The organism is Pantoea sp. SGAir0183 (assembly GCF_043545505.1).
Genome location: NZ_CP028053.1, coordinates 810,319 through 835,503 on the forward strand (window position 1 = coordinate 810,319; position 25,185 = coordinate 835,503).

At 54.5% G+C, this 25,185-nt stretch carries 26 protein-coding genes and 1 pseudogene; 11 read left to right on the top strand and 16 right to left on the bottom strand.

The annotated features are described in order from the left end of the window. The first annotated feature begins 153 nt into the window (after window positions 1–153). The 3 genes from C1N59_RS03940 (at window position 154) to C1N59_RS03950 (ending at window position 1,956) form a co-directional block, all read left to right on the top strand. Window positions 154–348, top strand: a complete 195-nt coding sequence (locus C1N59_RS03940) for a hypothetical protein (protein WP_006118279.1) — start codon at window positions 154–156, stop codon at window positions 346–348. 212 nt (window positions 349–560) lie between these two features. After that, window positions 561–1,343 (top strand): siderophore-interacting protein, encoded by a 783-nt coding sequence (locus C1N59_RS03945; protein WP_394550351.1) that lies wholly within the window; start codon window positions 561–563, stop codon window positions 1,341–1,343. Window positions 1,344–1,422: 79 nt separating this feature from the next. Then, window positions 1,423–1,956: a PadR family transcriptional regulator gene (locus C1N59_RS03950; RefSeq protein WP_394550352.1), complete on the top strand. Its 534-nt coding sequence runs from the start codon at window positions 1,423–1,425 to the stop codon at window positions 1,954–1,956. Between the two features lie 16 nt (window positions 1,957–1,972). Here C1N59_RS03950 and C1N59_RS03955 read toward each other — a convergent pair whose 3' ends face one another. After that, complete coding sequence (locus C1N59_RS03955; RefSeq protein ID WP_394550353.1) at window positions 1,973–2,266, bottom strand: SelT/SelW/SelH family protein; 294 nt, start codon at window positions 2,264–2,266, stop codon at window positions 1,973–1,975. A 257-nt stretch (window positions 2,267–2,523) separates the two neighbouring features. Between C1N59_RS03955 and C1N59_RS03960 the strand changes: the two genes are divergently transcribed. Next, window positions 2,524–3,039 carry a CinA family protein gene (locus C1N59_RS03960; RefSeq protein WP_054633197.1) on the top strand — a complete coding sequence of 172 codons (516 nt, stop codon included), beginning with the start codon at window positions 2,524–2,526 and terminating at the stop codon, window positions 3,037–3,039. On the opposite strand, the gene C1N59_RS03965 is transcribed toward C1N59_RS03960, so the two are convergent. Continuing rightward, window positions 3,036–4,019: an acrylyl-CoA reductase (NADPH) gene (locus C1N59_RS03965; RefSeq protein ID WP_054633184.1), complete on the bottom strand. Its 984-nt coding sequence runs from the start codon at window positions 4,017–4,019 to the stop codon at window positions 3,036–3,038. The two genes, C1N59_RS03960 and C1N59_RS03965, sit on opposite strands and share 4 nt — an antisense overlap. A 581-nt stretch (window positions 4,020–4,600) precedes the next feature. Between C1N59_RS03965 and C1N59_RS03970 the strand changes: the two genes are divergently transcribed. Further along, complete coding sequence (locus tag C1N59_RS03970; RefSeq protein ID WP_054633185.1) at window positions 4,601–6,751, top strand: ornithine decarboxylase; 2,151 nt, start codon at window positions 4,601–4,603, stop codon at window positions 6,749–6,751. A 1,217-nt stretch (window positions 6,752–7,968) separates the two neighbouring features. Here the strand turns inward: C1N59_RS03970 and mltC are convergent. The 5 genes from mltC to C1N59_RS03995 all read right to left on the bottom strand — a co-directional run bounded on the left by mltC (window position 7,969) and on the right by C1N59_RS03995 (window position 13,559). Further along, window positions 7,969–9,048 (bottom strand): membrane-bound lytic murein transglycosylase MltC, encoded by a 1,080-nt coding sequence (gene mltC / locus C1N59_RS03975; RefSeq protein WP_033739669.1) that lies wholly within the window; start codon window positions 9,046–9,048, stop codon window positions 7,969–7,971. A gap of 52 nt (window positions 9,049–9,100) precedes the next feature. Next, on the bottom strand, window positions 9,101–9,373 hold the full coding sequence (locus C1N59_RS03980) for an oxidative damage protection protein (protein WP_006120869.1): 273 nt from the start codon (window positions 9,371–9,373) through the stop codon (window positions 9,101–9,103). Next, the gene (gene mutY / locus C1N59_RS03985) at window positions 9,373–10,458 is read right to left on the bottom strand and encodes an A/G-specific adenine glycosylase (protein WP_054633249.1); all 1,086 of its coding nucleotides are present in this window, start codon (window positions 10,456–10,458) and stop codon (window positions 9,373–9,375) included. Before mutY ends, C1N59_RS03980 begins: the two co-directional genes overlap by 1 nt. A 248-nt stretch (window positions 10,459–10,706) precedes the next feature. Further along, window positions 10,707–12,119 carry a melibiose:sodium transporter MelB gene (melB, locus tag C1N59_RS03990; RefSeq protein WP_054633198.1) on the bottom strand — a complete coding sequence of 471 codons (1,413 nt, stop codon included), beginning with the start codon at window positions 12,117–12,119 and terminating at the stop codon, window positions 10,707–10,709. 84 nt (window positions 12,120–12,203) lie between these two features. Continuing rightward, entirely contained in the window at window positions 12,204–13,559 is a 1,356-nt protein-coding gene (locus C1N59_RS03995) for an alpha-glucosidase/alpha-galactosidase (protein ID WP_155489634.1), read from the bottom strand. A gap of 252 nt (window positions 13,560–13,811) precedes the next feature. Here C1N59_RS03995 and melR point away from each other — a divergent pair, with 252 nt between their 5' ends. The 4 genes and pseudogenes from melR (at window position 13,812) to C1N59_RS04015 (ending at window position 16,698) form a co-directional block, all read left to right on the top strand. Further along, complete coding sequence (gene melR, locus C1N59_RS04000) at window positions 13,812–14,747, top strand: transcriptional regulator MelR (protein ID WP_006120865.1); 936 nt, start codon at window positions 13,812–13,814, stop codon at window positions 14,745–14,747. Window positions 14,748–14,922: 175 nt separating this feature from the next. Further along, entirely contained in the window at window positions 14,923–15,642 is a 720-nt protein-coding gene (trmB, locus tag C1N59_RS04005) for a tRNA (guanosine(46)-N7)-methyltransferase TrmB (RefSeq protein WP_033739664.1), read from the top strand. Then, window positions 15,642–15,939 (top strand): annotated as a pseudogene (locus tag C1N59_RS04010) (YggL family protein). The gene trmB and the pseudogene C1N59_RS04010 overlap by 1 nt, the downstream one beginning before the upstream one ends. 42 nt (window positions 15,940–15,981) lie before the next feature. Continuing rightward, window positions 15,982–16,698, top strand: a complete 717-nt coding sequence (locus tag C1N59_RS04015; protein WP_006120862.1) for a YggN family protein — start codon at window positions 15,982–15,984, stop codon at window positions 16,696–16,698. Window positions 16,699–16,755: 57 nt separating this feature from the next. Here the strand turns inward: C1N59_RS04015 and C1N59_RS04020 are convergent, their stop codons facing one another. Genes C1N59_RS04020 through C1N59_RS04030 form a run of 3 tightly spaced genes read right to left on the bottom strand, consistent with a single transcriptional unit; the run spans window position 16,756 to window position 18,933 of the window. Continuing rightward, a complete protein-coding gene (locus C1N59_RS04020) occupies window positions 16,756–18,132 on the bottom strand; it encodes a PTS ascorbate transporter subunit IIC (protein ID WP_033739662.1) in 1,377 nt (458 codons plus the stop codon). 44 nt (window positions 18,133–18,176) lie between these two features. Continuing rightward, window positions 18,177–18,446 carry a PTS sugar transporter subunit IIB gene (locus tag C1N59_RS04025; RefSeq protein ID WP_006120860.1) on the bottom strand — a complete coding sequence of 90 codons (270 nt, stop codon included), beginning with the start codon at window positions 18,444–18,446 and terminating at the stop codon, window positions 18,177–18,179. 25 nt (window positions 18,447–18,471) lie between these two features. Further along, window positions 18,472–18,933: a PTS sugar transporter subunit IIA gene (locus tag C1N59_RS04030; RefSeq protein WP_054633250.1), complete on the bottom strand. Its 462-nt coding sequence runs from the start codon at window positions 18,931–18,933 to the stop codon at window positions 18,472–18,474. 456 nt (window positions 18,934–19,389) lie between these two features. Between C1N59_RS04030 and C1N59_RS04035 the strand changes: the two genes are divergently transcribed. Then, on the top strand, window positions 19,390–20,124 hold the full coding sequence (locus C1N59_RS04035; protein WP_039339294.1) for a GntR family transcriptional regulator: 735 nt from the start codon (window positions 19,390–19,392) through the stop codon (window positions 20,122–20,124). Between the two features lie 52 nt (window positions 20,125–20,176). Here C1N59_RS04035 and hemW read toward each other — a convergent pair whose 3' ends face one another. Genes hemW through C1N59_RS04055 form a run of 4 tightly spaced genes read right to left on the bottom strand, consistent with a single transcriptional unit; the run spans window position 20,177 to window position 23,198 of the window. Then, a complete protein-coding gene (gene hemW, locus C1N59_RS04040; protein ID WP_033739660.1) occupies window positions 20,177–21,316 on the bottom strand; it encodes a radical SAM family heme chaperone HemW in 1,140 nt (379 codons plus the stop codon). After that, complete coding sequence (locus C1N59_RS04045) at window positions 21,309–21,902, bottom strand: XTP/dITP diphosphatase (RefSeq protein ID WP_006120856.1); 594 nt, start codon at window positions 21,900–21,902, stop codon at window positions 21,309–21,311. The genes hemW and C1N59_RS04045 overlap by 8 nt, the downstream gene beginning before the upstream one ends. A 21-nt stretch (window positions 21,903–21,923) precedes the next feature. Continuing rightward, window positions 21,924–22,478 (bottom strand): YggT family protein, encoded by a 555-nt coding sequence (locus tag C1N59_RS04050; protein ID WP_006120855.1) that lies wholly within the window; start codon window positions 22,476–22,478, stop codon window positions 21,924–21,926. 12 nt (window positions 22,479–22,490) lie between these two features. Beyond that, window positions 22,491–23,198 carry a YggS family pyridoxal phosphate-dependent enzyme gene (locus C1N59_RS04055; protein WP_039339277.1) on the bottom strand — a complete coding sequence of 236 codons (708 nt, stop codon included), beginning with the start codon at window positions 23,196–23,198 and terminating at the stop codon, window positions 22,491–22,493. 15 nt (window positions 23,199–23,213) lie between these two features. Between C1N59_RS04055 and C1N59_RS04060 the strand changes: the two genes are divergently transcribed. Continuing rightward, entirely contained in the window at window positions 23,214–24,209 is a 996-nt protein-coding gene (locus C1N59_RS04060) for a type IV pilus twitching motility protein PilT (RefSeq protein ID WP_054633201.1), read from the top strand. Here the strand turns inward: C1N59_RS04060 and ruvX are convergent. Both ruvX and C1N59_RS04070 read right to left on the bottom strand, forming a co-directional pair. Continuing rightward, window positions 24,206–24,622, bottom strand: a complete 417-nt coding sequence (gene ruvX / locus C1N59_RS04065; protein ID WP_006120852.1) for a Holliday junction resolvase RuvX — start codon at window positions 24,620–24,622, stop codon at window positions 24,206–24,208. The genes C1N59_RS04060 and ruvX overlap by 4 nt on opposite strands. Continuing rightward, entirely contained in the window at window positions 24,622–25,185 is a 564-nt protein-coding gene (locus C1N59_RS04070; protein WP_033739653.1) for a YqgE/AlgH family protein, read from the bottom strand. The genes ruvX and C1N59_RS04070 overlap by 1 nt, the downstream gene beginning before the upstream one ends.

The window sequence follows — 25,185 nt, forward strand, 5'->3', positions numbered from 1 at the left end:
CGTCATTGTGTGATAAAGCGCACGATTTTATAAGCAGGCTGGCAGGCAAGGCGTAAAATCCTTACCGAAACGCTGAGTGCAGCTACGCATACTGTATCTCCTTCTCAGCGCTGGATATTCACCTGCTTTTTACGCCTGAACAGGCAAAATACCATGACCAAAATAACGCAAATAGCCGCCTTTTTTCTGACTGTCGCGCTGTGTGCCGCTCCCGGCCTGGCGACTGCACAACTCACCGATCCCGGCAATGTTCGCACAGGATTACATCCCGGCAGTCAGGCCGGCCACAGCGAGATACTCGGTGACAGCTCGCTGCCGCAAAACAGCGGACAAAATCAGGCGCAGTAACCGCCCGATGACCGACAGTCCTCCTTTAAAAGGCGCGTAAGCGCCTTTTTGCTTTTCAGCGATAAAAGGCCGACGGATGTGCCTGCACGTACTGCCGGACCGCATTTTTAGTCATTGTTCTTAAAATATATCATAGCTATTCTCTCCGACTGACATGAGAATGATTGTTGTTTACTAAGGTTGCGTGCAACCCTGTTTTTCGGAGAGCCACTGTGCCTGTATCTTATTCCCGCCGTTTACCTGAACGTATCCGTAACGCGCTCCGCTTTCGCTGTATTCACGTTGCCACCAAAACCAAAGTGGCTGACCGGTTTTGGCGCATCGTGTTTACGGGCGACGACCTGAAAGGATTTAATTCGCCCGGTTTTGATGATCACATCAAAGTCTTTTTCCCACCCACCGCTGACACGACGCTGCAACTGCCGACGATGGACGATGACGGCATTCACTGGAAAGAGGGCTTGCGGCCGGCTGCGCGTGACTACACACCGTTTGACTTTGATGGTGAATCTTCGCTGACAATCGATTTTTACCTGCATGAAAGCGGTGTCGCCAGCGACTGGGCCGCGCAGGCACAGACCGGCGACAGCCTGATTATCGGTGGACCTCGCGGTTCTCTGCTGGTCCCAACGGATTATGCTTTCCAGCTTTATGTCTGTGATGAAACCGGTCTGCCTGCGTTTCAGCGCCGCAGCCGCAGCATTGAAGCCGAAACCCTGCACCTGTTTGCCTTCACCGATGAAAAAACGGGGCGTGACTACTTAGCGGACACCGGCAAGGCAAATGTGGCCTGGCTCGGTAGCCAGCAGATGACGCAGGCGGCTTTGCCAGCCCTGACGGCGGCGCTGGATAAGATAGCGATACCGTCGCATGACGCTTTTATCTGGCTAACGGGAGAAGGGCGCGTTGTTAAACAGCTCGCTGACTACTTCACAACGCAACGCGGCGTGGATGCTGATCTTGTGCGTGCGGTTGCTTACTGGCATCACAAGTGAGTGACCTGCCGTTGATTGAATTTTACCTGGTGGCCCTCTACCATCAGGCTCTTTCTCCTTAAACAGGCAGAGGCGACAGATGGATTCGGCCCATTCAGAACAGGATAACCGCCGCCAGTCTGCGCGGCCTTGCGCAGCGCGGCGGAAGCGCCGGGAAAAGATGCTTGATGCGGGTGAAATGCGCCTGTTGATGCTGCACTTTATCGCTCAGCGCGCTTCGCACGGTTACGAGCTGATTAAATGCGTTGAAGAACTGTCGAAAGGGGAATATTCCCCCAGCCCGGGTATCATTTATCCCAACCTGACCTTGCTTGAGGAAATGGAGGCCATTCAGATTGTCGATCCTCAGGCGGCGAGAAAGGCTTATGTAGTGACCGCAACGGGTCAGGCGATGTTAGAGGCCGAAGCCCAGCGATTGTCGCGTTTGATTACGCGCCTTTCCTCGCTGGCTGTATTAGTCAACAACCGCAGTATTCCCGACATAGAACAGGCCATCTTTCAGTTTAAAAACGCTTTAAATGGCCGTCTGGCACAGCAGGACATCACGGACGAAACACGGCATAAGATTGTGGCTGCGCTGAACGCAGCCGCTGAGCAAATCAGCCGCAGTTAACGCCGGATCGTGCCCGTCAGCTTCCGTCAGTTTTGTTTTTGTCGATGTGTCCCAGTGAACGTTCCGGAAAGCAGATATCTCTGACACGCTGCTTGAGCACCTGAGCATCGGGAAAGCCGCCGTCACGTTTACGTTCCCACACCAGATGGTCATCTACCGTGACTTCAAATATGCCGCCGCTGCCGGGGCGAAGCGTGACGCTGGCCAGGTCCTGAGCAAAAGTGTGCAGCAATTCCTGTGCCATCCAGGCTGAGCGCAGCAGCCAGTTACACTGAGTACAGTAGTAGATCACAACGACAGGTTTTTGCATATTCTTTTCTCCTTTTCCTGAATAAGGGCTGTCAGCGATGTTACGCAATGGCAGACAGGCTACATGAAACATCTACAGGCTGACCGGGACAAACCGGTTCGCGTTGCCAGCCGAAACGGCAGAGAACGATGGGCGACGTGTTAGCCGAAACGGCACAAGCCATTTTCCCGTTTACGCTGATAAAACATCAGATTAGCCGCATCAGATTACTGAGTTTCAGCCATACTTTACCTGTGACAGAAAACAAAGGAAAACTCATGACCATGAAACTCAGTCAGGCTGCTGAACAACTGGGTCAGCAGCTTTTATCCTCTGGTTTGCGTCTGGCAACCGCAGAGTCCTGCACGGCGGGATTGATCAGTATTACGCTGGCGGCGGTCGAAAACAGCGGTGATTTTTTTACCAGCGGCTTCGTCACCTACAGCGAAAGCGCCAAAGTGCGTCTGCTTGGCGTTAACCCGCAAACGCTGGAAAATCACACTGCAGTCAGCAGAGAAACCGTGTGTGAAATGGCGCTGGGGGCGCGTGAACGGTCCGGCGAACCGGTGAGTCTGGCGATAAGCGGCTATGCCGGACCGGACGGCGGCGAAGATGGTACGCCTGCAGGCACTATCTGGGTAGGATGGACATTGCCTGATGGCAAAGTCGTGGCCCGTTGTCAGCACTTTTCTGGCGACCCCAAAGCCGTCATGGAGCAGGGCGCGAGCTGGGCACTGCAGGGGCTAAGCGCGTTACTAATGCAGCAGAATGCGCCGCCCCATAAAGACCGTTAGCGGCAGTCCACCACCAGGCGGCCGCGAACCTTGCCTTCAAGCAGATCCCGCGCGCCCTGACTGGCTTCGCTCAGTGGGATGACCGTGATCATCTGAGACAGTTGCGCATCATTCATCAACTGTCCGAGCCGTTGCCAGGCCTGCTGGCGAAGCGGTTTAGGGCACATCACGCTGTCCACGCCCGCCAACGTCACGCCGCGTAAAATAAAAGGCGCGACGCTGGTGGGCAGATCCAGCCCCTGAGCCATGCCACAGGCGGCGACAACGCCATCGCGCTGCGTACCCGCCAGAACGTTACTCAGCGTATGGCTGCCCACGCTGTCGACAGCCGCGGCCCAGCGCTCTTTGCCCAAAGGTTTGCCCGGCTGAGACAGTTCAGCGCGATCCATGATCCTTTTCGCGCCCAGCGTGTTGATCAGCCAGTTTTCATCGCTGGCGCGGCCGCTGGAGGCGATCACCTCGTAGCCGAGTTTTGCCAGCAGGCTGACGCTAAAGCTGCCCACGCCACCGCTGGCACCGGTGACCAGCACGGGGCCGCGATCGGGCGTAACGCCCTGTTTTTCTAAAGCCAGCACGCACAGCATGGCGGTAAAACCGGCGGTGCCAATGGCCATCGTATTCAGTGGCGATAAGCCGTCTGGCACGGGCACTAACCAGTCGCCTGCGACACAGGCTTTTTGCGCCAGGCCGCCCCAGTGTTTTTCTCCCACGCCCCAGCCGGTCAAAATAGCGGTGTCGTCCTGCTTCCAGTCGGGATGCTGGCTGGCGACTACGCGACCGACGAAATCAATCCCCGGCACCATGGGAAATTCACGGACAATCGGGCCTTTATTACAGATGGCCAGCGCATCTTTGTAGTTCAGGGTGGAATAGTGCACGTCGAGCGTGACATCCTGGTGAGGCAATTGTGTTTCGGAGAGTTCTTTTAACTCGGTACGGTAACCTTGTTCGTCATTTTCAATGACCAGTGCCTTAAACATACAGCCTCCGTCAGGCGTAAGAATCATCAGGCAAGTTTACGCCCGACAGCCTGAGAGGGCCAGGTACTGGCCCGACAAGTACCCCGCTCTGAGGCATTATTAAACATCCCGGTGGCGGGGCGGCAATGTCCGGACATGGCATAATTTTGCATTGATTACAGAGGTTTAGTCGCTTAAAGATATTGCAACTGAATGATATGTATTGTTTTTTATTTTAAAGTTATTGACCTGATATTTAACGTTGTCGGGTTGTCCCTGTCAGTAAAAAATGACATTATTGCCGCCACATTTTTCCCCGCCGCCATCCCAGACAGAGGACGCTACCATGTCCGGATCAATGCGTTTTTGCACTTGTTCCCACTCGCCAGACCTGGCGCGTGACCTGTTTTCCGCCGTCATACCGGTTACACAAATTTCCGTCACTATGCGGTGACGCCAGCCTGGTCGTTGCTGTTGGACATGAGTAAGGACTACTCTTTACTGATGTCTATCGGTTTGACCCGTCAGATATCATTCGCCGGGGAAATTTCCCTATTGCCGTGCCTCAGGCACCCACTCCCTGACTGTTAGGGATTTGTGTTATGACACCACTTAAAATTGCTGCCAGCGCTGCCGTTGCGCCAAGTCTGTCCCTGAATACTGCGCGCGACGTGGTCACGCTGGATAATACTGATTTTACCGATGTGGCGGCTGTGGTCGTCTCGCTTGCGGATACACGCAGTGGCGTGCTGGCCTTATTGCGGCATACCGGTTTTAACTTACCGGTGTTTGTTGCCAATGCCTTCGAAGAAGAGGTCATGCATCTGCCCGGCGTGACGGGTGAGTTGAACGGTGAACCGCAGGACTGGGCGGCACTGGAAACGGCGGCGCAGGCGTATGAAGCTGAGTTGCTGCCCCCGTTCTTTGAAACGCTGACCCGCTATGTCGATATGCAAAACAGTACATTTGCCTGCCCCGGTCATCAGGGCGGTGCCTTTTTTAAAAAGCATCCGGCAGGTAAGCAATTTTATGATTTTTATGGCGAAAACGTTTTTCGCTCAGACATGTGTAACGCTGACGTTAAGCTGGGCGATCTGCTGATCCATGAGGGATCGGCCAAGCATGCACAGAAGTTTGCTGCCAAAGTTTTTAATGCCGATAAAACCTACTTTGTGTTGAACGGCACCTCAAGCGCCAACAAAGTGGTCACGAATGCCTTGCTGACGCGCGGCGATTTAGTGCTGTTTGACCGCAACAACCACAAGTCCAACCACCATGGGGCGCTGATTCAGGCTGGCGCAACGCCCGTTTATCTCGAAGCGGCCCGTAATCCGTTTGGCTTCATTGGCGGCATTGACGCGCACTGTTTTGATGAGGATTATCTGCGTGCTCAGATCGCCAACGTGGCCCCTGAGCGTGCACAGGAAGCACGTCCTTTCCGCCTGGCGATTATCCAGTTAGGCACCTATGACGGCACGGTGTACAACGCGCGTCAGGTGGTGGATCGCATAGGTCATCTGTGTGACTACATCCTGTTTGACTCCGCCTGGCTGGGCTACGAACAGTTTATTCCGCTGATGGAAGGCTGCTCACCGCTGACGCTGTCGTTAAACGAAAACGATCCCGGCATTTTCGTGACGCAGTCGGTACACAAGCAGCTTGCGGGCTTTTCACAGACCTCGCAGATTCATAAAAAAGACAACCATATCCGCGGTCAGAAGCGTTTCTGCCCGCATAAGCGATTGAATAACGCCTTTATGCTGCACGCCTCTACCAGCCCGTTTTATCCGCTGTTTGCCGCACTGGATATTAACGCCAAAATGCACCAGGGCGAGGCGGGACGTCGCATGTGGGACGAGTGCGTCATGCTGGGCATTGAGGCGCGCAAGGCAATCTTTGAGCGCTGCGATATGATCCTGCCTTTTGTTCCTGAAACGGTGAACGGCAAACGCTGGCAGGATGCGCCCACAGAGGAGATCGCGCGGAATCTGCACTATTTCAGCTTCGAACCCAACGCCAAATGGCACGGTTTTGCAGGATACGATCGCGATCAGTACCGCGTCGATCCCTGCAAACTGCTGCTGACCACGCCGGGCATTGACGCGGCAAGCGGCGAATATGCTGACTTTGGGATTCCGGCGACGATCCTCGCCAACTACCTGCGTGAAAACGGCATCGTGCCGGAAAAATGTGACCTTAACTCCATCCTGTTTCTGCTTACGCCAGCGGAAAGCCCGGAGAAAATGGCCAACCTGGTCGCCATGCTGGCGCAGTTTGAGCAGCATGTAAAAGACGACACGTTGCTGGCTGAAGTCCTGCCCACGCTTTACCGTAAGAACGCCAAACGCTACGCCGGTTACACGTTGCGCCGCCTGTGCCAGGAGATGCATGACCTGTACGTGAGCTTCAATGTGAAAGATCTGCAACGTCTCATGTTCCGTGAGCAGGGCTTACCTCAGGTCAAAGTGAATCCACAGGACGCACATCAGGCTTATATTCGCGGTGATGTGGAGCTGGTGCCGATTGCGTCAGCAGAAGGGCGCATCGCCGCGGAAGGCGCGCTGCCTTACCCGCCTGGCGTACTCTGTGTCGTTCCCGGTGAAGCCTGGGGTGGGGCGGTACAGCGTTATTTTCTTGCGCTGGAAGCAGGCATCAACCAGCTTCCGGGTTTTTCACCCGAGCTACAGGGCGTTTACACCGAGGAAGATGCCGAGGGACGTAAGTACCTGGTGGCGAACATGATGCAGGGGTAAGTGCTGGGTGGCTGTTTGCACAGCCTGGCTGGAATCAGGGGCCATGGCTGGCCCTGAGAAGGTTTGAGTCGCTGGCAGCTTATGAAACGCTGAGAGGGTTTCGCCCGCCAGGCGGCCTGGAGTTTCAGTCTGCCCGGTGCGGGCGACCGACAAGGGGCCGCCAGCCGCCGCGGCCCCTTGACCCCGTGCTCCCGTCCTGCCCGCCCGCCGCTTCGCGGTGCCTTCGCTGCTTCAGGATTTCTGCGGACCGCCAGGACGCGCCATCCGTGGCGCGGCCCGGCTCTCGCCGACGTCCTGTCGGCTCATCCGGAAATCCCTCATCCGCTCAGCGGGTGGGAAGGCCGCCCCAGGCTACCGCTTTAACATTTGCGCCTGTTCAGGCATTTTTATTGCTTTGGATACGGATAATGAGTTGCAGTGATGCTTGCGCGACTAGGCTTTGAGAAGGTTTGAGTCGCTGACAGCTTATGAAACGCTGAGAGGGTTTCGCTCGCCAGGCGGCCTGGAGTTTCAGTCTGCCCGGTGCGGGCGACCGACAAGGGGCCGCCAGCCGCCGCGGCCCCTTGACCCCGGGCTCCCGTCCTGCCCACCCGCCGCTGCGCGGTGCCTTCGCTGCTTCAGGATTTCTGCGGACCGCCAGGACGCGCCATCCGTGGCGCGGCCCGGCTCTCGCCGACGTCCTGTCGGCTCATCCGGAAATCCCTCATCCGCTCAGCGGGTAGGAAGGCCGCCCCAAACCCCCGCTTCACTATCTCTGTGTTAAAGCCACTTCCGGTGCCGCTGTAAGTAATCGCAAAACCTGCTCTTGTGGGTTCTGAAGCACTCCCCGTTTATCAAGTCTGCTCTTTTTAAGCCTCACTGAACACATTCAAACAGACAACACCTGCTTTTAAAAGAAACCAGGACTGGCAGGCGGGGGGGGGTTCTGCCGGCATCCGGCGCGCTGAGGAGAGAACGGAGGCCAGGGCGGCGCGGCAGGGATGCCGCGACGAGGACGGCTGCGCCAGGGAGGGCGCATCCGGACGGCCCGTGAGGCCGGAGTGAGAGACGAAGGAACAGCGACGGCTGACGGCCGCCGGGATTGTTAAGGGGCTGGCGCGAGCCCCTTAACACGTCCGCCTGCACGGGCAGGCTGAAACTCCCGGTCGCCTGGCGGGCGGAATCCGCTCAGAGCAACCCGCAGCGCCTGTCACCACGTAGGCAGCAGCCCCGCCAAATCAATACCTGTGATAACTCCGCTGCGCCGAACTCACCTTATACAAATACCGCCGCGATTCCGCCGACGGATGCTGCTTCGACAGCGTCTGATAAACCTGACCCGGCGACATACTGTTAATAATGGTAAAGGCACGATCTTTATCGCTGGAGAACACGCGCAGTACACTACCGGCGCCGCCGTTATAGGCGGTGATAACCGCATAGCGGCGTGAAACCGGATCCTGAATACCGGCCAGATAGTTGCTCTGCAGCAACGACAGATAGGCAGTACCGGCATCGATGTTGTTCTCGGGATCCAGCAGATAGCTGCGGCTCGGTTTGCCCCATTTGCCCTTCATGCGGAATACATCCACACCGGCGGTATGCTGCACTACCTGCATCAGGCCGAGCGCATCAGAATGGCTGACTGCGTAGGGGTTAAAGCTGGATTCGGTCTGCATAATAGCCAGAATCAGAGACGCATCTACACCGTACTCTTCGGCGGCTTTACGCACCATAGGCAGATATTTATGCGCACGCTTATCCAGATGGTTTGGCACCATCGGAATCGTGACCGAGTAGATTACATGCAGGCCGGACGTACGGCGTTGCAGTTTATTGGCAATCAAGTAGTCAGCAAAGGCCTGAGCACGTCCCTGCCAGCGAATCGCCTGACCGGTGTTATCCAGCACCTGTCCGTACAACAACGGCTCTTTACTGATCTGAATGTCGTTAGCATCAGAGTAGAGATCGACATTTCCCGGATCGTCGCCGATCAGTAACGTAGTCACGATCGCCTGACGCAGACTGGCGGCAGGATCGGTACCGGAAATGGTCTCAATGGTGATGTTCCCGCTTTCAAAGTTGATGTGGCTGCGGGTGTAATAATTGTCGGTGTATTTAACGTAGTCTTTCGGTCCGGCGATCAGGACCTCATTGATACCCCAGATGTTCTCAATGTTATGGGCGAATTGCCCCATCAGAATGTCAAATCCGTTGGTATCTTTGACCCATTCCTCTGAATATTCCGGATGTTTTTTACCGGAGCAGGACACCAAAAGGGGGGCAATCACCAGCAGGGCTATCAGCTTTTTATTCATCTAAAATACGTGCCTGACCTGGAAAACGGCCTCAACACGGAGGCCAATAAAGTTATGCTTCGGGTGGCGTGTAGCCTTCAATATGAACGTCTTTACCTTCGAACAGGAAATTGATCATTTCCTTTTCCAGCACTTTGCGATCGTCGGGATTCATCATATTGAGTTTTTTCTCGTTGATCAGCATCGTCTGCTTAGCCATCCATTGCTGCCAGGCTTCTTTCGAGATTTCATTGTAAATGCGTTTTCCCAGATCGCCAGGGTAGAGCTGAAAATCCTGCCCTTCAGCGTCGCGTTGTAAAAAAGTACAAAAAATGGTGCGGCTCATTACTCTTCCTCATTAATCTCACCGTCGCCCACAGGCAACGGCTGGGGATGGCGCAGTTCGTGTAAAAGACGCTCTACAGGTGCGGCTAATCCCACAGATGGCGGCAGCGTTAAGTTATACCAGAGACCGCCAGCTTCATCCATTAATGCCCCGGCAGAAGGCCATGACAGCCACATGGGAACGATATCCAGATGAAAATGGCTGAAGGTGTGACGAAATGCCGTAAGCTGCTGCGGTTTGGCATGGATGCCGCGCGTCGACAGCCAGGCGTTCAGATCGTCTTCGCTGGTGAACTGCGGGAAGCAGAATAAACCGCCCCATAAACCCACCGGCGGACGCTGTTCAAGCCAGACATTGTCGCCGTTTTGCATCATCAAAAACCAGCCGCTGCGTTCAGGCAACGTCTGCTTAGGTTTTTTGCCCGGATAGTTTGCCCAACTGTTCGTCGCGCGGGCTTCGCAACCATCGCTCAGCGGGCAGATTTCACATTTCGGGCGCGAGCGGGTGCAAACCATGGCGCCCAGATCCATCATAGCCTGGTTAAACTGACTGACGCCCTCGGCTGGCGTCACGTCTTCACTAATTTGCCACAGCCGTTTTTCAACATCTTTCCTGCCCGGCCAGCCAGCCACTGCGTAACAGCGAGCCAAAACCCGTTTCACGTTACCGTCCAGAATCGGGAAGTGCAGGCCCAGCGATAGCGATAAGATCGCACCCGCTGTCGAGCGGCCTACGCCGGGCAGCGCGGCGATGTCATCGTAGTTGCGCGGGAATTCGCCGCCGTGCACCTCAACCACCTGTTTGGCGGCTTTGTGCAGGTTACGCGCACGCGCGTAGTAACCCAGACCGGTCCAGAGATGCAGCACTTCGTCTAGGGGCGCGGCGGCCAGATCGCTGACGGTCGGAAACCGCGCCATAAAGCGCTCAAAATAGGGGATAACGGTGGCGACCTGGGTTTGCTGTAACATCACTTCAGACAGCCACACCTTATAAGGTGTTTTCTCTAACTGCCACGGCAGGGTTTTGCGGCCAAAGCGTTGATACCAGTCCAGCACCTGTTGCGCGAACTGCGGGGCTTGCATCATAAAGGGGATATTTCCGTGATTACGCGACATTCAGGCGGGAATTCCAGCATAAGCGCCACTGAGAGTAAACCTGAAGATTGCAAAGGCCTGTTTCTTTCTGGTGGCCACTAACGCCCGGTTGTCAGATAAGGCCGGTTACACACAAGAAGGCGATGGAAATGTTGCTGATAAAACACGGGTTGTTTCTCGTTTTCGGGCATAGCCGGAAGTCAGACTTAAAACAGAAGCCCCAGGTCGGGGCTTCGCGTTTAAATTTTTATCTCTTTGGTTGCTGCGATCGGCACCGCTTCCTTTTCCGGTGGCTTACGGTATTTATCCAGCAGGCGGATGTGAATTTTCCGTAGCATGTCGCCGTTCAGTGTATAGAAACGGAAATAGAGCAGCAGCGTCAGGGCAAAAAAGACAGCGGGCAGCACGATCATAATAAACTGCATGCCAGCAAGGGTTTCCTGCGACTGGTTGACGTTGGGCAGATAGCCAATCATGCCCAGCACGACAGCGATAAAGAAAGCCGCCAGCGCAGAGCCGCCTTTAACGACCATGGTTTGCACCGAATAGGCAATGCTTTCACAGCGCACATGCAGTTTGTATTCGCCGTAATCTACGGTATCCGCCACCATAATTACCTGAAGCACCCAGAAAAGCGCCGTTCCGGTATTTAATAAAATCCCGGCAATAACGATTAAGGATGTCGCGTGACTGCCTGCTAATGCCATAGCGAACAGCACACCGCCGCTCAGAATCGGCAGGGCAGACGCCGCCGCCCATAGTATCCGGCGTGACAGCAGATTCACTAATTTGGGGAACAGAACCAGTGTTGCCAGGTTCGCCGCGCCAGCATAGGAGAGGTAGTAAGGGAAGAGACTGGCATCGCCGATCACATAGGTAAAATAGTAAATCGCAAAACCGGTAATGATATTCGCCGCAATGTTATAGGCCAGCGCCATACCGAGCAGGCAGGCAAGCTGATCGTTGCGGTAGATAAGGCCGACGATCGCGCTCAGTCCCATCCGACCGCCGTCCTGGGTCTGCGCGCCGTCTGATGAATAAACCTCATGAACATTACGCAGCGTGATGAGGGTTGCCGCGATGAAAAACACGATCAGGAGCAGGGTAAACATCTGAAAGCCAAAGCCGCGATCGTCGCCCCCGATATAACTGACAAACGGTAGCGCAATGCCGGCCGTGACAAAGGAGGCGAGGCTGGCAAAAAAGCGTGGCCAGGGCACCAGCTCTTCGCGCTCACGTTTGTCCAGCGTAATAGTCGGTACCAGTGACCAGAACGGAATATCCATTATGGTATAGGTCATTCCCCACAGAATGTAGGTGACCCAGACAAAAACCAGCTGTGTCGTCCCTTCAAACAGGTGAGCGCTGAATAACGCGAACAGCACCAGCGAGTTTGTCAGCGTGCCAGTTAAAATCCAGGGTTTAAATTTCCCCCAGCGAGAACGTGTAATGGTAACGATCCATCCCATAATGGGATCGTTAATCGCATCCCAGATCCGGGCGACTAAAAACAACGTGCCGACCATGCCAACCGATAAGCCCACCACGTCGGTGTAGTAATACATCAGGTAGAGGTAAACAATGCCAATCGCGAAGTCTTTTCCAAACGCACCACATCCGTAACTGAGTTTTGTCGTTATCGAAATGCTCATCGGTTGCCGGGTCGCTGTTGCCAGCGCCCGCTCACTGTTATGACGTAGAATCGCGACCGGACCATAGCATCCGGCGACAAAGAATTAACGATGAAGCCAGGCGGGCAACCAACTGCCGTGCTCAGTGATGAGTTCGTCCACCAGTGCATAGATCTCATCAAGGCTTAATACCGCTGCCGTATGCGGATCCAGCATGGCGGCGTGATAAACCCGATCGCGGTTTTCAGTCAGAATGGCTTCGGTCAGCAGCGTCTGCACATTGATATTGGTTTGCATCATGGCGGCCAGATGTGACGGAATCGTGCCGACTTTGGTGGGCTGAATCCCATTGGCATCGACCAGACAAGCGACTTCCACGCAGCATCCCTGCGGCAGATTATCAATCAGACTATCATTACGCACATTGCCATAAATGACCGCCGGTTCGCCGGTCCAGATAGCGTTCATAATCGTGCTGGCGTATTCACGCGAGGGTTTGCTTTCAATACGTTCGGCGCGACGGTAACGTGCCAGTTCTGCCCGCCATTCCGCCAGTTGTTCTTCACAACGTTTGGGATATTCATCCAGCGGAATCTGATACCGTTCAATAAGATCTCCGCGGCCTGGTTTGATAAACCACGGCGTATATTCTGCGAAGTGCTCTGAGGATTCGGTGACGAAATGGCCCAGCTTTTTGAACATTTCATAGCGCACAATGTTGGGACAGCGCGTATTGCCGTGCAGGTTGGGCTTCGGCACCTGGCCAGCGTTCCAGGCCGCCAGCAGGTCAGGATAGAGATCAACGTAACTGCCGTCAGCGGTTTTACGCTCCAGCGTCAGATAAAACGCCATATGATTAATCCCGGCGCAGCGGTAACGCAGATCGGCAGGATTTAAATTCAGATCGTTGGCCAGTTCCTCCGCCGTTCCCTGTACCGAGTGGCACAGCCCAACCTGTTTGATATGGGGATAGCGCGCATACATTGCCCAGGTGTTCATCGCCATGGGGTTGACGTAATTAAGCAGGGTGGCATGCGGGCAGACTTCCGTCATGTCTTCGCAAATCTGCCACAGGTGCGGGATGGTGCGCAGGGCGCGCATAATGCCGCCGGGGCCCAGCGTATCGGCTATGGTCTGCTCCAGACCATAGCGTTTACAGACCTCAAAATCGGTGACGGTACAGGGCTGATAGCCGCCTATCTGAAAGGCGACCACGACAAAATCCGCATCCGCTAAGGCCGCTTTCTGCTCGCTGTGGCAGGTAATCTGGCCAGCCGCGCCTGCGGAATCCATAAGTTTACTGACGACGGTATAGGATTCTTCAAGCCGGGTTGCATCAATATCCATCAGGGCAATATGGGCCGATTTTAGCGCATCGCGATGGAAAACATCGCCAAGGATATTCTTGACGAAGATAGTGGAACCCGCGCCAATAAAGGTAATTTTGGGTGCAGACATCAGAACGCTCCATGACAGGGTGGGATAATCTCATGGTGGCACGCTGTGCGGGCGAAAACTTCCGTCTTATCGGATGAGCATTCCCAAAAACTCAGATCAGATGCTGGCAACGAACAGATCTGAGTTTTTGGGATAAATTAACGTAAAAAGAAGAGTATCTGGTCTGAAAGAGCGCTTAGTATAGGGAATCCACTGCTGTTTTTGGCCGTCTCCGCGGGCACGCTGGGCGGGGTTCTGATAATTCAGGAGAGAATCATGACGACATTACAGCCCGTTGCTACGCTGCCGCCCGATCCGCATATGTGCAGCAGTGACGAAAAGCAAACCCGCAGCCCGCTGTCGCTCTATTCCGAATATCAACGTATGGATATCGAACTGCGTCGGCCGCTGGCGATGAGCAGCTGTCACTGGCATGGGCAGGTTGAGGTCAATGTGCCGTTCGACGGGGACGTGGAATATTTAATCAATAATGAAGTCGTACAGATTAAGCAGGGCTATATCACGCTGTTTTGGGCCTGTACACCGCACCAGCTTACCCGGCCCGGTAACTGCCAGAACATGGCTATCCTTAATCTGCCGATGCATCTGTTTCTGTCATGGCCGCTCGACCGGGAACTCATCAATCATGTCACACATGGCATGGTGATTAAGTCTGTGGCAAAACAGCAGCTCAGCGCCTTTGAAGTGCAGCGCTGGCAGCAGGAACTGAACAGCCCGGATGAACAGATTCGCCAGCTTGCTGTGGATGAAATTGGCCTGATGCTTAAACGCTTTAGTCTGTCAGGGTGGCAGCCTGTGCTGGTGAACAAAACGTCGCGGACACACAAAAACAGCGTGTCGCGCCATGCGCAGTTTTATGTCAGCCAGATGCTGAGCTATATTGCCGACAATTATGACCAGGCTCTGACAATCAATGACGTCGCAGAGCACGTCAAGCTTAATGCAAACTATGCCATGGGCATCTTTCAACGCGTCATGCAGCTTACGCTAAAACAGTACATTACCGCGATGCGCATTAACCATGTCCGGGCGCTGCTGAGCGATACCGATATTACCGTGCTGGATGTGGCGCTGACGGCCGGCTTCCGTTCCAGTAGTCGCTTTTACAGCACCTTTGCCAGGTATGTCGGCATGTCGCCACAACAGTACCGCAAGCTCAGTCAGCAACGGCGGCAGACCATGACGTTATAATTCTGTTTCCGGCCAGCAGCCTCCCAGGCAATTTTCTTGCATTACTCTACACTCAGGCAGGAAAACGCATGTCAAAACACGCCGGGTGCGCGCGGAAAGTGGCAAAGGCTTGCTTCTGCTTTTGAACTTTGCATAATGCCCGTTTCCCTGAACAGGCTAACCAGCAGGCTTCAACATGATTAATGACGTCATCACCCCAGAATATGATGAAAATGGACGCCCGTTGCGTCGGATTCGTAGTTTTGTGCGCCGCCAGGGCCGCTTAACCAAAGGCCAGCAGCAGGCGCTGGACAACTACTGGCCGGAAATGGGTGTTGAATATCAGCCAGAGCCCATTGATTTGCCCGCGCTGTTTGGGCGCGATGCGCCTGTCACGCTGGAGATCGGCTTTGGTATGGGCGCGTCGCTGGTCACCATGGCGCAAAATAATCCGCATCAAAACTTCCTTGGCATCGAAGTGCATGCGCCCGGCGTGGGAGCCTGCCTGGCGTCGGCGAAAGAGGCCAATGTCAGCAATCTGCGGGTGATGTGTCATGATGCGGTGGAAGTGCTGGAGAAAATGATCCCGGATAATTCACTGCGCATGGTTCAGCTGTTCTTTCCCGATCCGTGGCATAAAGCCCGTCACAACAAACGCCGTATCGTGCAGGTGCCGTTTGCCGAGCTTGTGATGCGTAAACTGAAACTGGGCGGTGTGTTCCATATGGCGACCGACTGGGAAGCCTATGCCGGGCATATGCTTGAGGTGATGAGCAGCATCGCGGGTTATCGAAACCTGTCTGAAGACAATACGTATGTGCCGCGTCCTGAGACGCGTCCACTGACCAAATTTGAGCAGCGCGGGCAGCGTTTGGGCCATGGCGTTTGGGATTTAATGTTTGAGAGGGTGAAATAATGGCCACACAACGCAGCCGTCGTTTACGTAAAAAATTGCATATTGATGAGTTTCAGGAGCTGGGCTTTTCCGTAGCCTGGCGCTTCCCGGACGGCACCTCTGAAGAGGTTATCGACGATACGCTGAATCAGTTTATTAACGAAGCGATCGATCCCAATGGCCTGGGAAGGGCTAATCTGCCTGCAGCAAACCGGTAAATGTACCGAGGAACATCGCGAGCTGGTACGTAAATGGCTGGAAGATCGCCAGTTACTGGATGTAAAGGTGACCGAACTCTTTGACGTCTGGTGGGACTAAGTTACCAGCGATGTCGCTTTCACACCCAGACAGGGAGAACGTATGATTCGTAACGTGCTGGTCGCTGGCCTCTTGCTGGCGGCAACGCAGGCCCAGGCGGCCTGGGAATGCAGCGTTAAACCACAGGATGATGTGGTCATTAGCCCACAAAACGTGCAGGTTGTTGGCGCAAACGGCAATCTTGTGATTTCGCCGCAGGGCGATGTGCAGTTCAACGGGCAAAAAATCACGATGAACGCCGCCAGTCGTCAGCAGGCCATTAATTACCAAAATGCGTTACGTCGCGATCTGCCGTGGATCGATAACGGTGCCACCTCCCGTCTGGAGAAAGGTCGGCTGGCGCTGGATAAGATCATCACTGAGCAGGTAGGGGAATCAAGCCGCTTGCACAGCCGACTGGCCACGCTGAATGCCCAGTTAAAAACCCAGATGAACCGCATTATTGAACATCGCAGTGACGGACTGACCTTCCATCATCAGGCGATCGATCAGGTTCGTGCCGATGGGCAGCAACTGGTGAATCAGGCGATGGGCGGTATCCTGCAGGACAGCATTAATGAGATGGGGACGAAAGCCATGACCAACGGTGGCGGCAGCGGGCTGCAGGGGTTGATGGGTAACCTTGGTGGTCTGCAGAACGCCATTCAGAGCGAATGGAATAATCAGGAAACGGACTTCCAGCAGTTTGGTAAAGACGTCTGTAACCGGGTTATCTCGCTGGAAAAAGACCGTAAAACGCTGGTTAAATCATTTAACTAACCCGTTTTATGTCCTGCCCTGTCAAGAAGGGGCTGAATCATCAGCCCCGTTTAGGTCTCAGTCGCTGTTAGCTTCTTTGGTCACGGTCTTGTTACCGGCGACATAGTTATAGATCACCAGCAGCGCAAAGATGCCCGTAATAATCATGGTAATGGTGCCTTTATCGAGGAACCTCGCCATATTACCCAGCAGAATCCCTGTCACGCCAAAGTCCGTATCTGAGAATGTGGTATTCGTCAGACCAATCGCACCCAGCACAGGCAGTAACGCAACCGGCAGGAAGGTAATCAGAATACCGTGTGCAAAGGCGCCAATCATTGCACCCCGCTTGCCGCCCGTCGCATTGCCAAAGACGCCCGCCGTCGCCCCGCAGAAAAAGTGCGGCACCACGCCGGGCAAAATCAGCACCCAGTGCAACTGCCCAAGGATAAACAACCCGACGAGTCCACCGATAAAGCTGGAAATAAAGCCGACCAGAACGGCATTGGGCGCATAGGGAAACACGATAGGGCAGTCCAGAGCAGGACGCGCGCTGGGCACCAGCTTCTCTGAAAACCCCGTAAAGGCCGGTACAATCTCCGCCAGAATTAAGCGCACGCCCTGCAGGATAATAAAGACCCCGGCAGCAAAGGTAATGGCCTGCACAAACGAATACACCAGATAGTTTTGACCATGACTGAACTGACTTTCAACATACTCTCTGCCCGCCGAGACGGACAAAATAAAATAGATGATCATCATGGTCAGAGAGATGGAGATGGTACTGTCGCGCAAAAAGCTCAGGTTTTTGGGCATGTTCATCTCTTCGGTGGACTTTGAACCTTTGCCCACTATAGAGCCTATCCAGCCTGACAGGACATAACCCACCGTGCCGGTATGAGCCAGCGCAACCTGATCGTGACCGATAATTTTACGCATATAGGGCTGAGCCAGGGCCGGGAAAAAGGCCATCAGCATGCCCAGCGTCAGCGAACCGGTATAAATCAGTTGCACACCTTCAAAACCGGCAACGGACAGAATAATGGCAATCATACAGGCCATATAGAAGGTGACGTGGCCAGAGAGATAGATATATTTCAGGCGGGTAAAGCGGGCGACGGTAATGTTTGCCACCATGCCGAACGCCATAATCAGCGTGGTAGGCGCGCCGTATTTCGCCAGCGCGATGGATACCATCGCTTCGTTATTAGGAATAATGCCCTGAACGTTGAATGCGTGCTTAAAAATATCGCCGAGCGGCGTCAGCGAGCCCACCAGAACGGTGGCACCGCCTGCCAGCACTAAAAAGCCCAGAATCGTTTTTACCGTTCCCTTTATCACATCCGGCAACGGCTTGCGCTGCGCGATCAGGCCGAACATCGCGACTAACCCGACCAGAATCGAAGGGACTTTCAGCACATCGACAACTACCAGTAAAAGGTTTTGTATAAACATAATAACCTCAGCGGTAAGTGTTCTTATCAAAGGGGATAACGGTGTTATTTATTGAAGTAGTCGCGAATTTTCTGCTCAACTTCTTTCAGGTCGATGATGTTGTTGATGATAATGACTTTTTCCGGGGGCAGATTAGCGCTGTAGGCAATGTCTTTTGCCATCACGAATACATCTGCGACGTCCGGCGTCACCGAGCCGAGGTCGGCATGTTCGACCTCCGCCGTCATATCAATCGCTTTAAGCACTTTTTTGATGTTCATTTCCATCATGAAGCTGCTTCCCAGGCCTGAACCACACACTGCCATAATTTTCATAACTACCTCTTCTTATTTGAAATTGTTAACTGATAAGGTCGTCTGCCAGCAGAACCGTGCACAGTTCCTGCTGGCTTTGTGCGTGATAAACGCGTTGCATGATGTCCTCGTCTGTCAGCACTTCAGCCAGCTGCGAAATCATCTCGATATGGCTGTTGCTGTCAGGGGCCGAGAACATAAAAAGGATGTCGACAGGATCGTTTTCATCAGCATCAAAGTTGACAGGGGTTGCCAGTTTCACGACGGACAAGCCCAGTTTCTTCGCGCCCTGTTCAGGACGCGCATGTGGCATCGCGATTCGGGGGGCGATCACGAAGTAGGGGCCGGTCTCTTCTTTGAGCCGGACGATGGTGTCAATGTAATCCTGCGAAATAGCGCCTTCACGGCAGAGAGGATTACCGGTGACCTGAATCGCCTCTTTCCAGTCGGAAACGCGCTCAATGTATTGAATTTTTTCAGCATTCAGCCATTGGGTAAGATTTGCCATACGGTGTCCTGGATAAAAAAGTTGGGCCAGCAGGCAGGCTGCTTGTCATTGCAAGATGTACAGTCAGCTTTTTGCCTTTTTCAGGCGGTCAACCTGTTTGTTTTTCCTGATTCTCTTCCACACACGTCAGGGTAGATAAAAAGTCAAAACCAGTTATTTGATTAGTAATGACTTTTATTGCTAAAGCAGGCGTCAGTTCTGACAATTGCCTGTTGCACAAATTTATTTATACGTATAGACATGTTTAACGTGTCTAGTCATCTTGATGATGCACCTAGACCTGTACAGATACAATATGCAAGAATCAATTCCGGCTGGACAGGCGACACTGGAGTGCAAAATCGTTAGCTGGATCACACTGGTTCCTGTCTCACTCATACGCAGTGACGGAAATCAGGCATACAGGCGATGCGGCGGCGCACCGCAGGCACGGGCTTACTATTCGGGAACAGCGTGATGTTCGATGGCATAACAGAGAAACAAAAAGAGGTTGTCGACTATATTCTGACCAAGATCATGCAGGACGGACTGCTGCCGGGCGACAAGCTGGATACCGAAATTGCGATAGCAAAGAACATCGGTATCACCCGGGCGACGGTACGGGAAGCAACCCGTATTCTGATTGAGCAGCAGCGTATTTATCGCGTGAAGGGGTCGGGACTGTTTGTCGGTTCTATCGGCAAGAGCAATCACGCCGGCCGGTTCCATGCGCTTTCGCCCTTTGATTATCAGGCTCATAAAAAAGGCCATAAAGCGGTCAGGAAGGTGCTCACTGCCAGCATCATCAAGGTGCCCGGACCGGAGATGGCGCAGGCGTTACGTATCAGAAACAGCGATCAGATATACAAAATTCTTCGACTGATGTGCTTTGACGATATTCCCGTGGCGCTGGAATATATCCACCTGCCTGTCAGCCTGTTCAGCAGCATGGAGTTTGGCCGGCTGGAAATCTCGAAATACTCTTACATTGAACAAATCACCGGCAAAAAGATTCAGCGCCGCGACCAGCAGCTTAATGCGATTAACGTGACCGACAGTGAGCAGCTCAGACTGCTGAATTTTAGTGCGAATGAGGCGGCGTTGGAGATTAATGAGACGGTTTATCTGGATGATGGCATGCCCTGCGAGGTGAACATTGCCATCATCAATACCCGGTTGTTGCAACTGAGACAGAATACTGAGCGCGGATAAGGATTCGGCCTCCTTCATACAGCCGCAGTTTGCACGCCGAACCCGAAGCGCGTTACTCGTCGGCCAGGAACAGTTCCAGTAGCGAGTTCAGAAACAGTTTGCCCTTCTCGGTAATTTGCCAGATGTCCGCTGTTTCAGTGATGTAACCTGCGGCAATAGCCTGATCGAGCTGTGGACGAATCAGCGCTTCATTCAGCCCGGTATAGCGGCTGAAGTCCGCGCGTGGCGCAGGCTCCAGCAACCGGAAACGGTTCATAAAGAACTCGAACGGCTTGTCACTGTCTGCTACCTCGTACTGTTTATCGAGATAGTTGCCCTTCATAAAACCCCGCGGATGGCGCACTTTGACCGTGCGAACAATACGGCCATCGGGTTGGGTCAGCTTGCCATGGGCACCACAGCCAATCCCAAGATAATCGCCAAAACGCCAGTAATTCAGGTTGTGCTCACAGCGGTATCCCGGTTTGGCATAGGCCGATGTTTCATATTGCTCATAACCGGCAGCGGTCAGCAGCTGATGTCCCTGCTCAAAGATGTCCCACAACGCATCGTCGTCGGGCAATTTAGGCGGACGTGAGCCAAACAACGTATTCGGTTCGATGGTCAGCTGATACCAGGACAAATGCGGAGGATTAAGCGCGATCGCCTGACGCAAATCGTCCAGCGCTTCCGTCAGTGACTGGTCGGGCAAACCGTGCATCAGATCGAGGTTAAAGCTGCGCAGGTTCAGGCCCTGCGCCAGCGCCGCGGCGCGCTTCGCTTCCTCGGGACCATGGATGCGACCGAGACGTTCCAGCTTCTGCGGGCTAAAGCTTTGTACCCCAATGGAGATGCGGTTAATCCCGGCGCGCTGATAGGCGCTGAAACGGTCGGCTTCGACCGTGCCTGGATTCGCCTCCATCGTAATCTCCGCCCCTTCTGCAAGCGTCAGGCGCGCGCGTACGCCATCCATCAGCATCTGCATCGCGCTACTGCTTAACAGGCTTGGCGTTCCGCCACCGATAAATATCGTGCGCACGTCACGTCCGTGAATCAGCGGCAGATCGTTTTCAAGATCGCGCAGCAGGTGCTGCACATACTCAATGTGCGGCACCTCATCTTTTAACGCGTGAGAATTAAAATCGCAGTAAGGGCATTTCTGGACGCACCAGGGAATATGGATATATAAACTCAGCGGGGGTAAATCAGGCATTACGCATCGCTTCCAGTAACAGCGTCAATGCTTTACCTCGATGAGAGACTTTTCCTTTCTCTGCTTTTGTCAGCTCGGCGGCGGTTTTACCCAATGCCGGAATGTAGAACACCGGGTCGTAGCCGAAGCCGCCTTCACCGGCTGGGGTGCGGGTGATTTCGCCGTCCCAGGCGCCGTGAAACACCAGCGGCGTGGGATCGGCAGCGTGACGTAAATACACCAGCACGCAGTGGAACTGGGCCTGACGCTGTCCGTCCGGGGTGCTTTCCAGCGCCTGAAGCAGCTTTTCCAGGTTCTGTTGGTCACTGGCGTCGTCACCGGCATAGCGGGCCGAATAAATGCCCGGTGCGCCGCCCAGCGCGTTGACGGCCAGCCCGGAGTCATCTGCGATAGCGGGCAGCCCGGTCACCTGCGCGGCATGGCGCGCTTTCAGGATGGCGTTTTCAATAAAGGTCAGGCCGGTCTCCTCGGCGGATTCAACGCCGAGGTCGGTTTGCGCCACGATATCCAGACCAAAGGCGGAGAGCAGATCCGCCAGTTCACGGACTTTGCCGGGATTACCGGTGGCAAGAACAACTTTTTGCATAACAGTTCCAGTTTGGTTCATTTACAGCAAATACCAGAGACCCGGGAACAGGTCCATGCCGAGGAAATTCAGGGCATACAGCACCAGAATGACGATCATGGCGGAGAAGTCGATGCCGCCCATCGCGGGCAGAATGCGGCGAATCGGCGCCATTAACGGCTCGGTCAGCTGAATCAGCACATAGTCCATCGGACCGCGGCCCTGGCTGATCCAGCTCATCAGGGAACGGATAATAATGACCCAGAACACCAGATAACCGGCGGATTTCAGTAGCGACAGCAGGCCGACCAGCAAGTTAGCGGGATCGACAGAGAACACGCCGACCTGAATCAGCAGCAGAAGCGGATATTTCAGCGTAGTGAGCACAAACGCCAGCAGCAGAGAAGCCGTATCAATCGGACCCAACGCAGGCAGAATGCGACGCAACGGTTTCACAATCGGCTGAGTGATCTTCACGACAAACTGGGCAAGCGGATTATAAAAATCGCAACGTGACCACTGCATCCAGATGCGCAGCAACAGCACCATGACGTAGAGATCGATTAGCGTTTTTACCAAAAACGTCATTGTTAACATGAAGTTCCTCAATTATTGTTGTGAAGGCTGTGTGTAATCACGTGCGCCAAATATTGCGGTGCCAATGCGCACCAGGGTGCTGCCTGCGGCAATCGCCGCCTCCATATCATCACTCATTCCCATCGACAGCGTATCAACATCACTATAGTGCTGTTTTAACTGGTGAAATGCATCAGCCATTTGCTGGCATACCGCCAGCTGTTTCTGATAATCCTGTTCGGGTGCCGGAATCGCCATCAGCCCGCGCAAACGCAAACGCGGCATCGCGGCAATAGCCTGCGCCAGTTCGTCGACGGCCTCCAGCATGATGCCAGATTTGCTGTTTTCGTCACTGATATTTACCTGAATCAGCACATTGAGCGGTGCCAGATGTTCAGGCCGCTGATCGTTAAGCCGCTGTGCAATCTTCAGACGATCAAGGGTGTGGCACCAGGCAAAGTGTTCTGCCACCAGTCGGCTTTTATTGGACTGCAGCGGGCCAATGAAGTGCCATATCAGATTGGGATGTGAGGTCAGCGCCTGAACCTTTTCAACCCCTTCCTGAACGTAATTTTCCCCGAACGCGAGCTGACCCGCCGCCGCCGCTTCTTCGACTGCGCTCGCAGGTTTCGTTTTGCTCACTGCAAGTAGCGTAATTTCTTCGGGAGCCCGGCCGCAACGCGTTGCAGCAGCGGCGATTCGCTGGCGGACTTGCTGTAGGTTGTGCTGGATTGAAGTCATAGTCGGGAGAACACAATGAATCTGGATGAAATCGTGGCGCTTAGTGTAAAGCATAACGCTGCCGATCTGCACCTTTGTAGCGGACATTTGCCGTACTGGCGGCGTCAGGGCAGGCTGGAGCCGCTGCCCGATCGGTCTGCGCTGTCACCTGACTGGATGGCGCAGTTTACGTCGGTGTGGCTGGACAGCGAACAGCAGCAGCAACTTAAGCGGGAAGGGCAACTGGATTTCGCGTTGACCCTGGCGGCGGGACAGCGCCTGCGCGCCAACCTGTTTATGCAGCGTAACGGGCTGTCTCTGGCGCTACGCACCATCGCCAGCGAATGCCCGACGCTGACCGATCTGCGCGTACCGGAAGGGGTGCAGGCGTTACTAAAGAAACGGGACGGACTGATATTAATCACCGGGGCGACGGGCAGCGGTAAGTCGACCACCCTCGCGGCAATGGTGGATGCGATTAACCGGCAGCAGGCCCGCCATATCCTGACCCTGGAGGACCCGATTGAGTTTATCCATCGCAGTCAGCAATCCCTGATTCAACAGCGTGAAGTCGGTGTGCATTGCCGGAGTTTCAGCCAGGGCCTGAAAGCCGCACTCAGGGAAGATCCTGACGTTATTATGCTGGGGGAACTGCGCGACAGCGATACCATTCGTCAGGCGCTCACGGCCGCAGAAACCGGCCATCTGGTGCTGGCCACGCTGCACACGCGCGGTGCGGTGCAGGCGGTAGACAGGCTGGTGGATGTGTTTCCTGCGGAAGAAAAAAATCTGGTGCGCACTCAACTGGCAAGCAGCCTCAACGCAGTGATCGCGCAGCAACTGGTGCCAGCCTGTGATGAGAAGAGGACCGGGCTGTTTGAAGTATTGATGGCGACCAGTGCCGTGGTCAATCTGATTCGGGAAGGCAAAATGCATCAGATTCCGGCGCTTCTGCAAACCGGCGCTCGGGCCGGGATGCAGACGTTCGAACAGAGCCGCGCAGCCCGTCAGGCTGAAGGGGTCATTCGCTAGTGAGTGTCGAACCAGTCCTGCAGGATAATGGCCGCTGACTGTGAATCGACCGACCCTTTGTTCAGCGCACGGTAACCGCCACGCTCAAACAGGCCCGCACGAGCTTCAACGGTACTGAGGCGTTCGTCCTGCAGCTCCACGCGAATGCCGAAACGCCCGTGTAAGCGGTTGGCAAACTTGCGCGCACGCGCGGTCAGTGGCTGTTCGCTGCCGTCCATATTAAGCGGCAATCCCACCACCACAAAATCAGGCTGCCACTCTTTCAGCAACTTTTCGATTTGCAGCCAGTCAGGCGTACCGTCCTGTGCTTTGAGGGCACTTAACGGACGGGCGCTGCCCGTCAGCTGCTGCCCGACGGCAACGCCAATGCTTTTGGTGCCGAAGTCGAAGCCTAACAAGGTTTGGTGTGTCATCAGGCGTGACCTGCATCGCTGGCCATATTGTGAATATCCACCCCGATGCTTCGTGCCGCTTCGCGCCAGCGCTCAGCGATGGGCGTCTGAAACAGAATATTGCTGTTTGCGGGGGTGGTCAGCCAGGCGTTTTCCATCAGCTCATTTTCAAGCTGATCTTTTTCCCAGGCACAATAGCCCAGCGCCACCAGAACATGATCGGGCTGATCGGCGGTACCTATGGCTTCCAGGACATCGCGTGATGTCGTGATCACCGTGTTGTCTGAGACACGGATACTGGAGGTAAACGTGCGCTGGGCAGAGTGCAGGATAAATCCGCGATCTTCTGCCAGCGGGCCGCCGCTGAATACCGGCTTATCCAGGTTGATTGCCGGATCGCGGTTTTCCTCGGCAATCTTGAGCTTTTTCAAAATGCCTTCAACCGTCAGGTTTTCCATAGGCTTGTTAATAATCAGCCCCATTGCCCCTTCTTCGTTGTGCTCGCAAATGTAGACCACAGAACGTTTGAAAAAGGGATCCTGCAACGCTGGCATGGCAATCAAAAAGTGATGCTGTAAATTCAT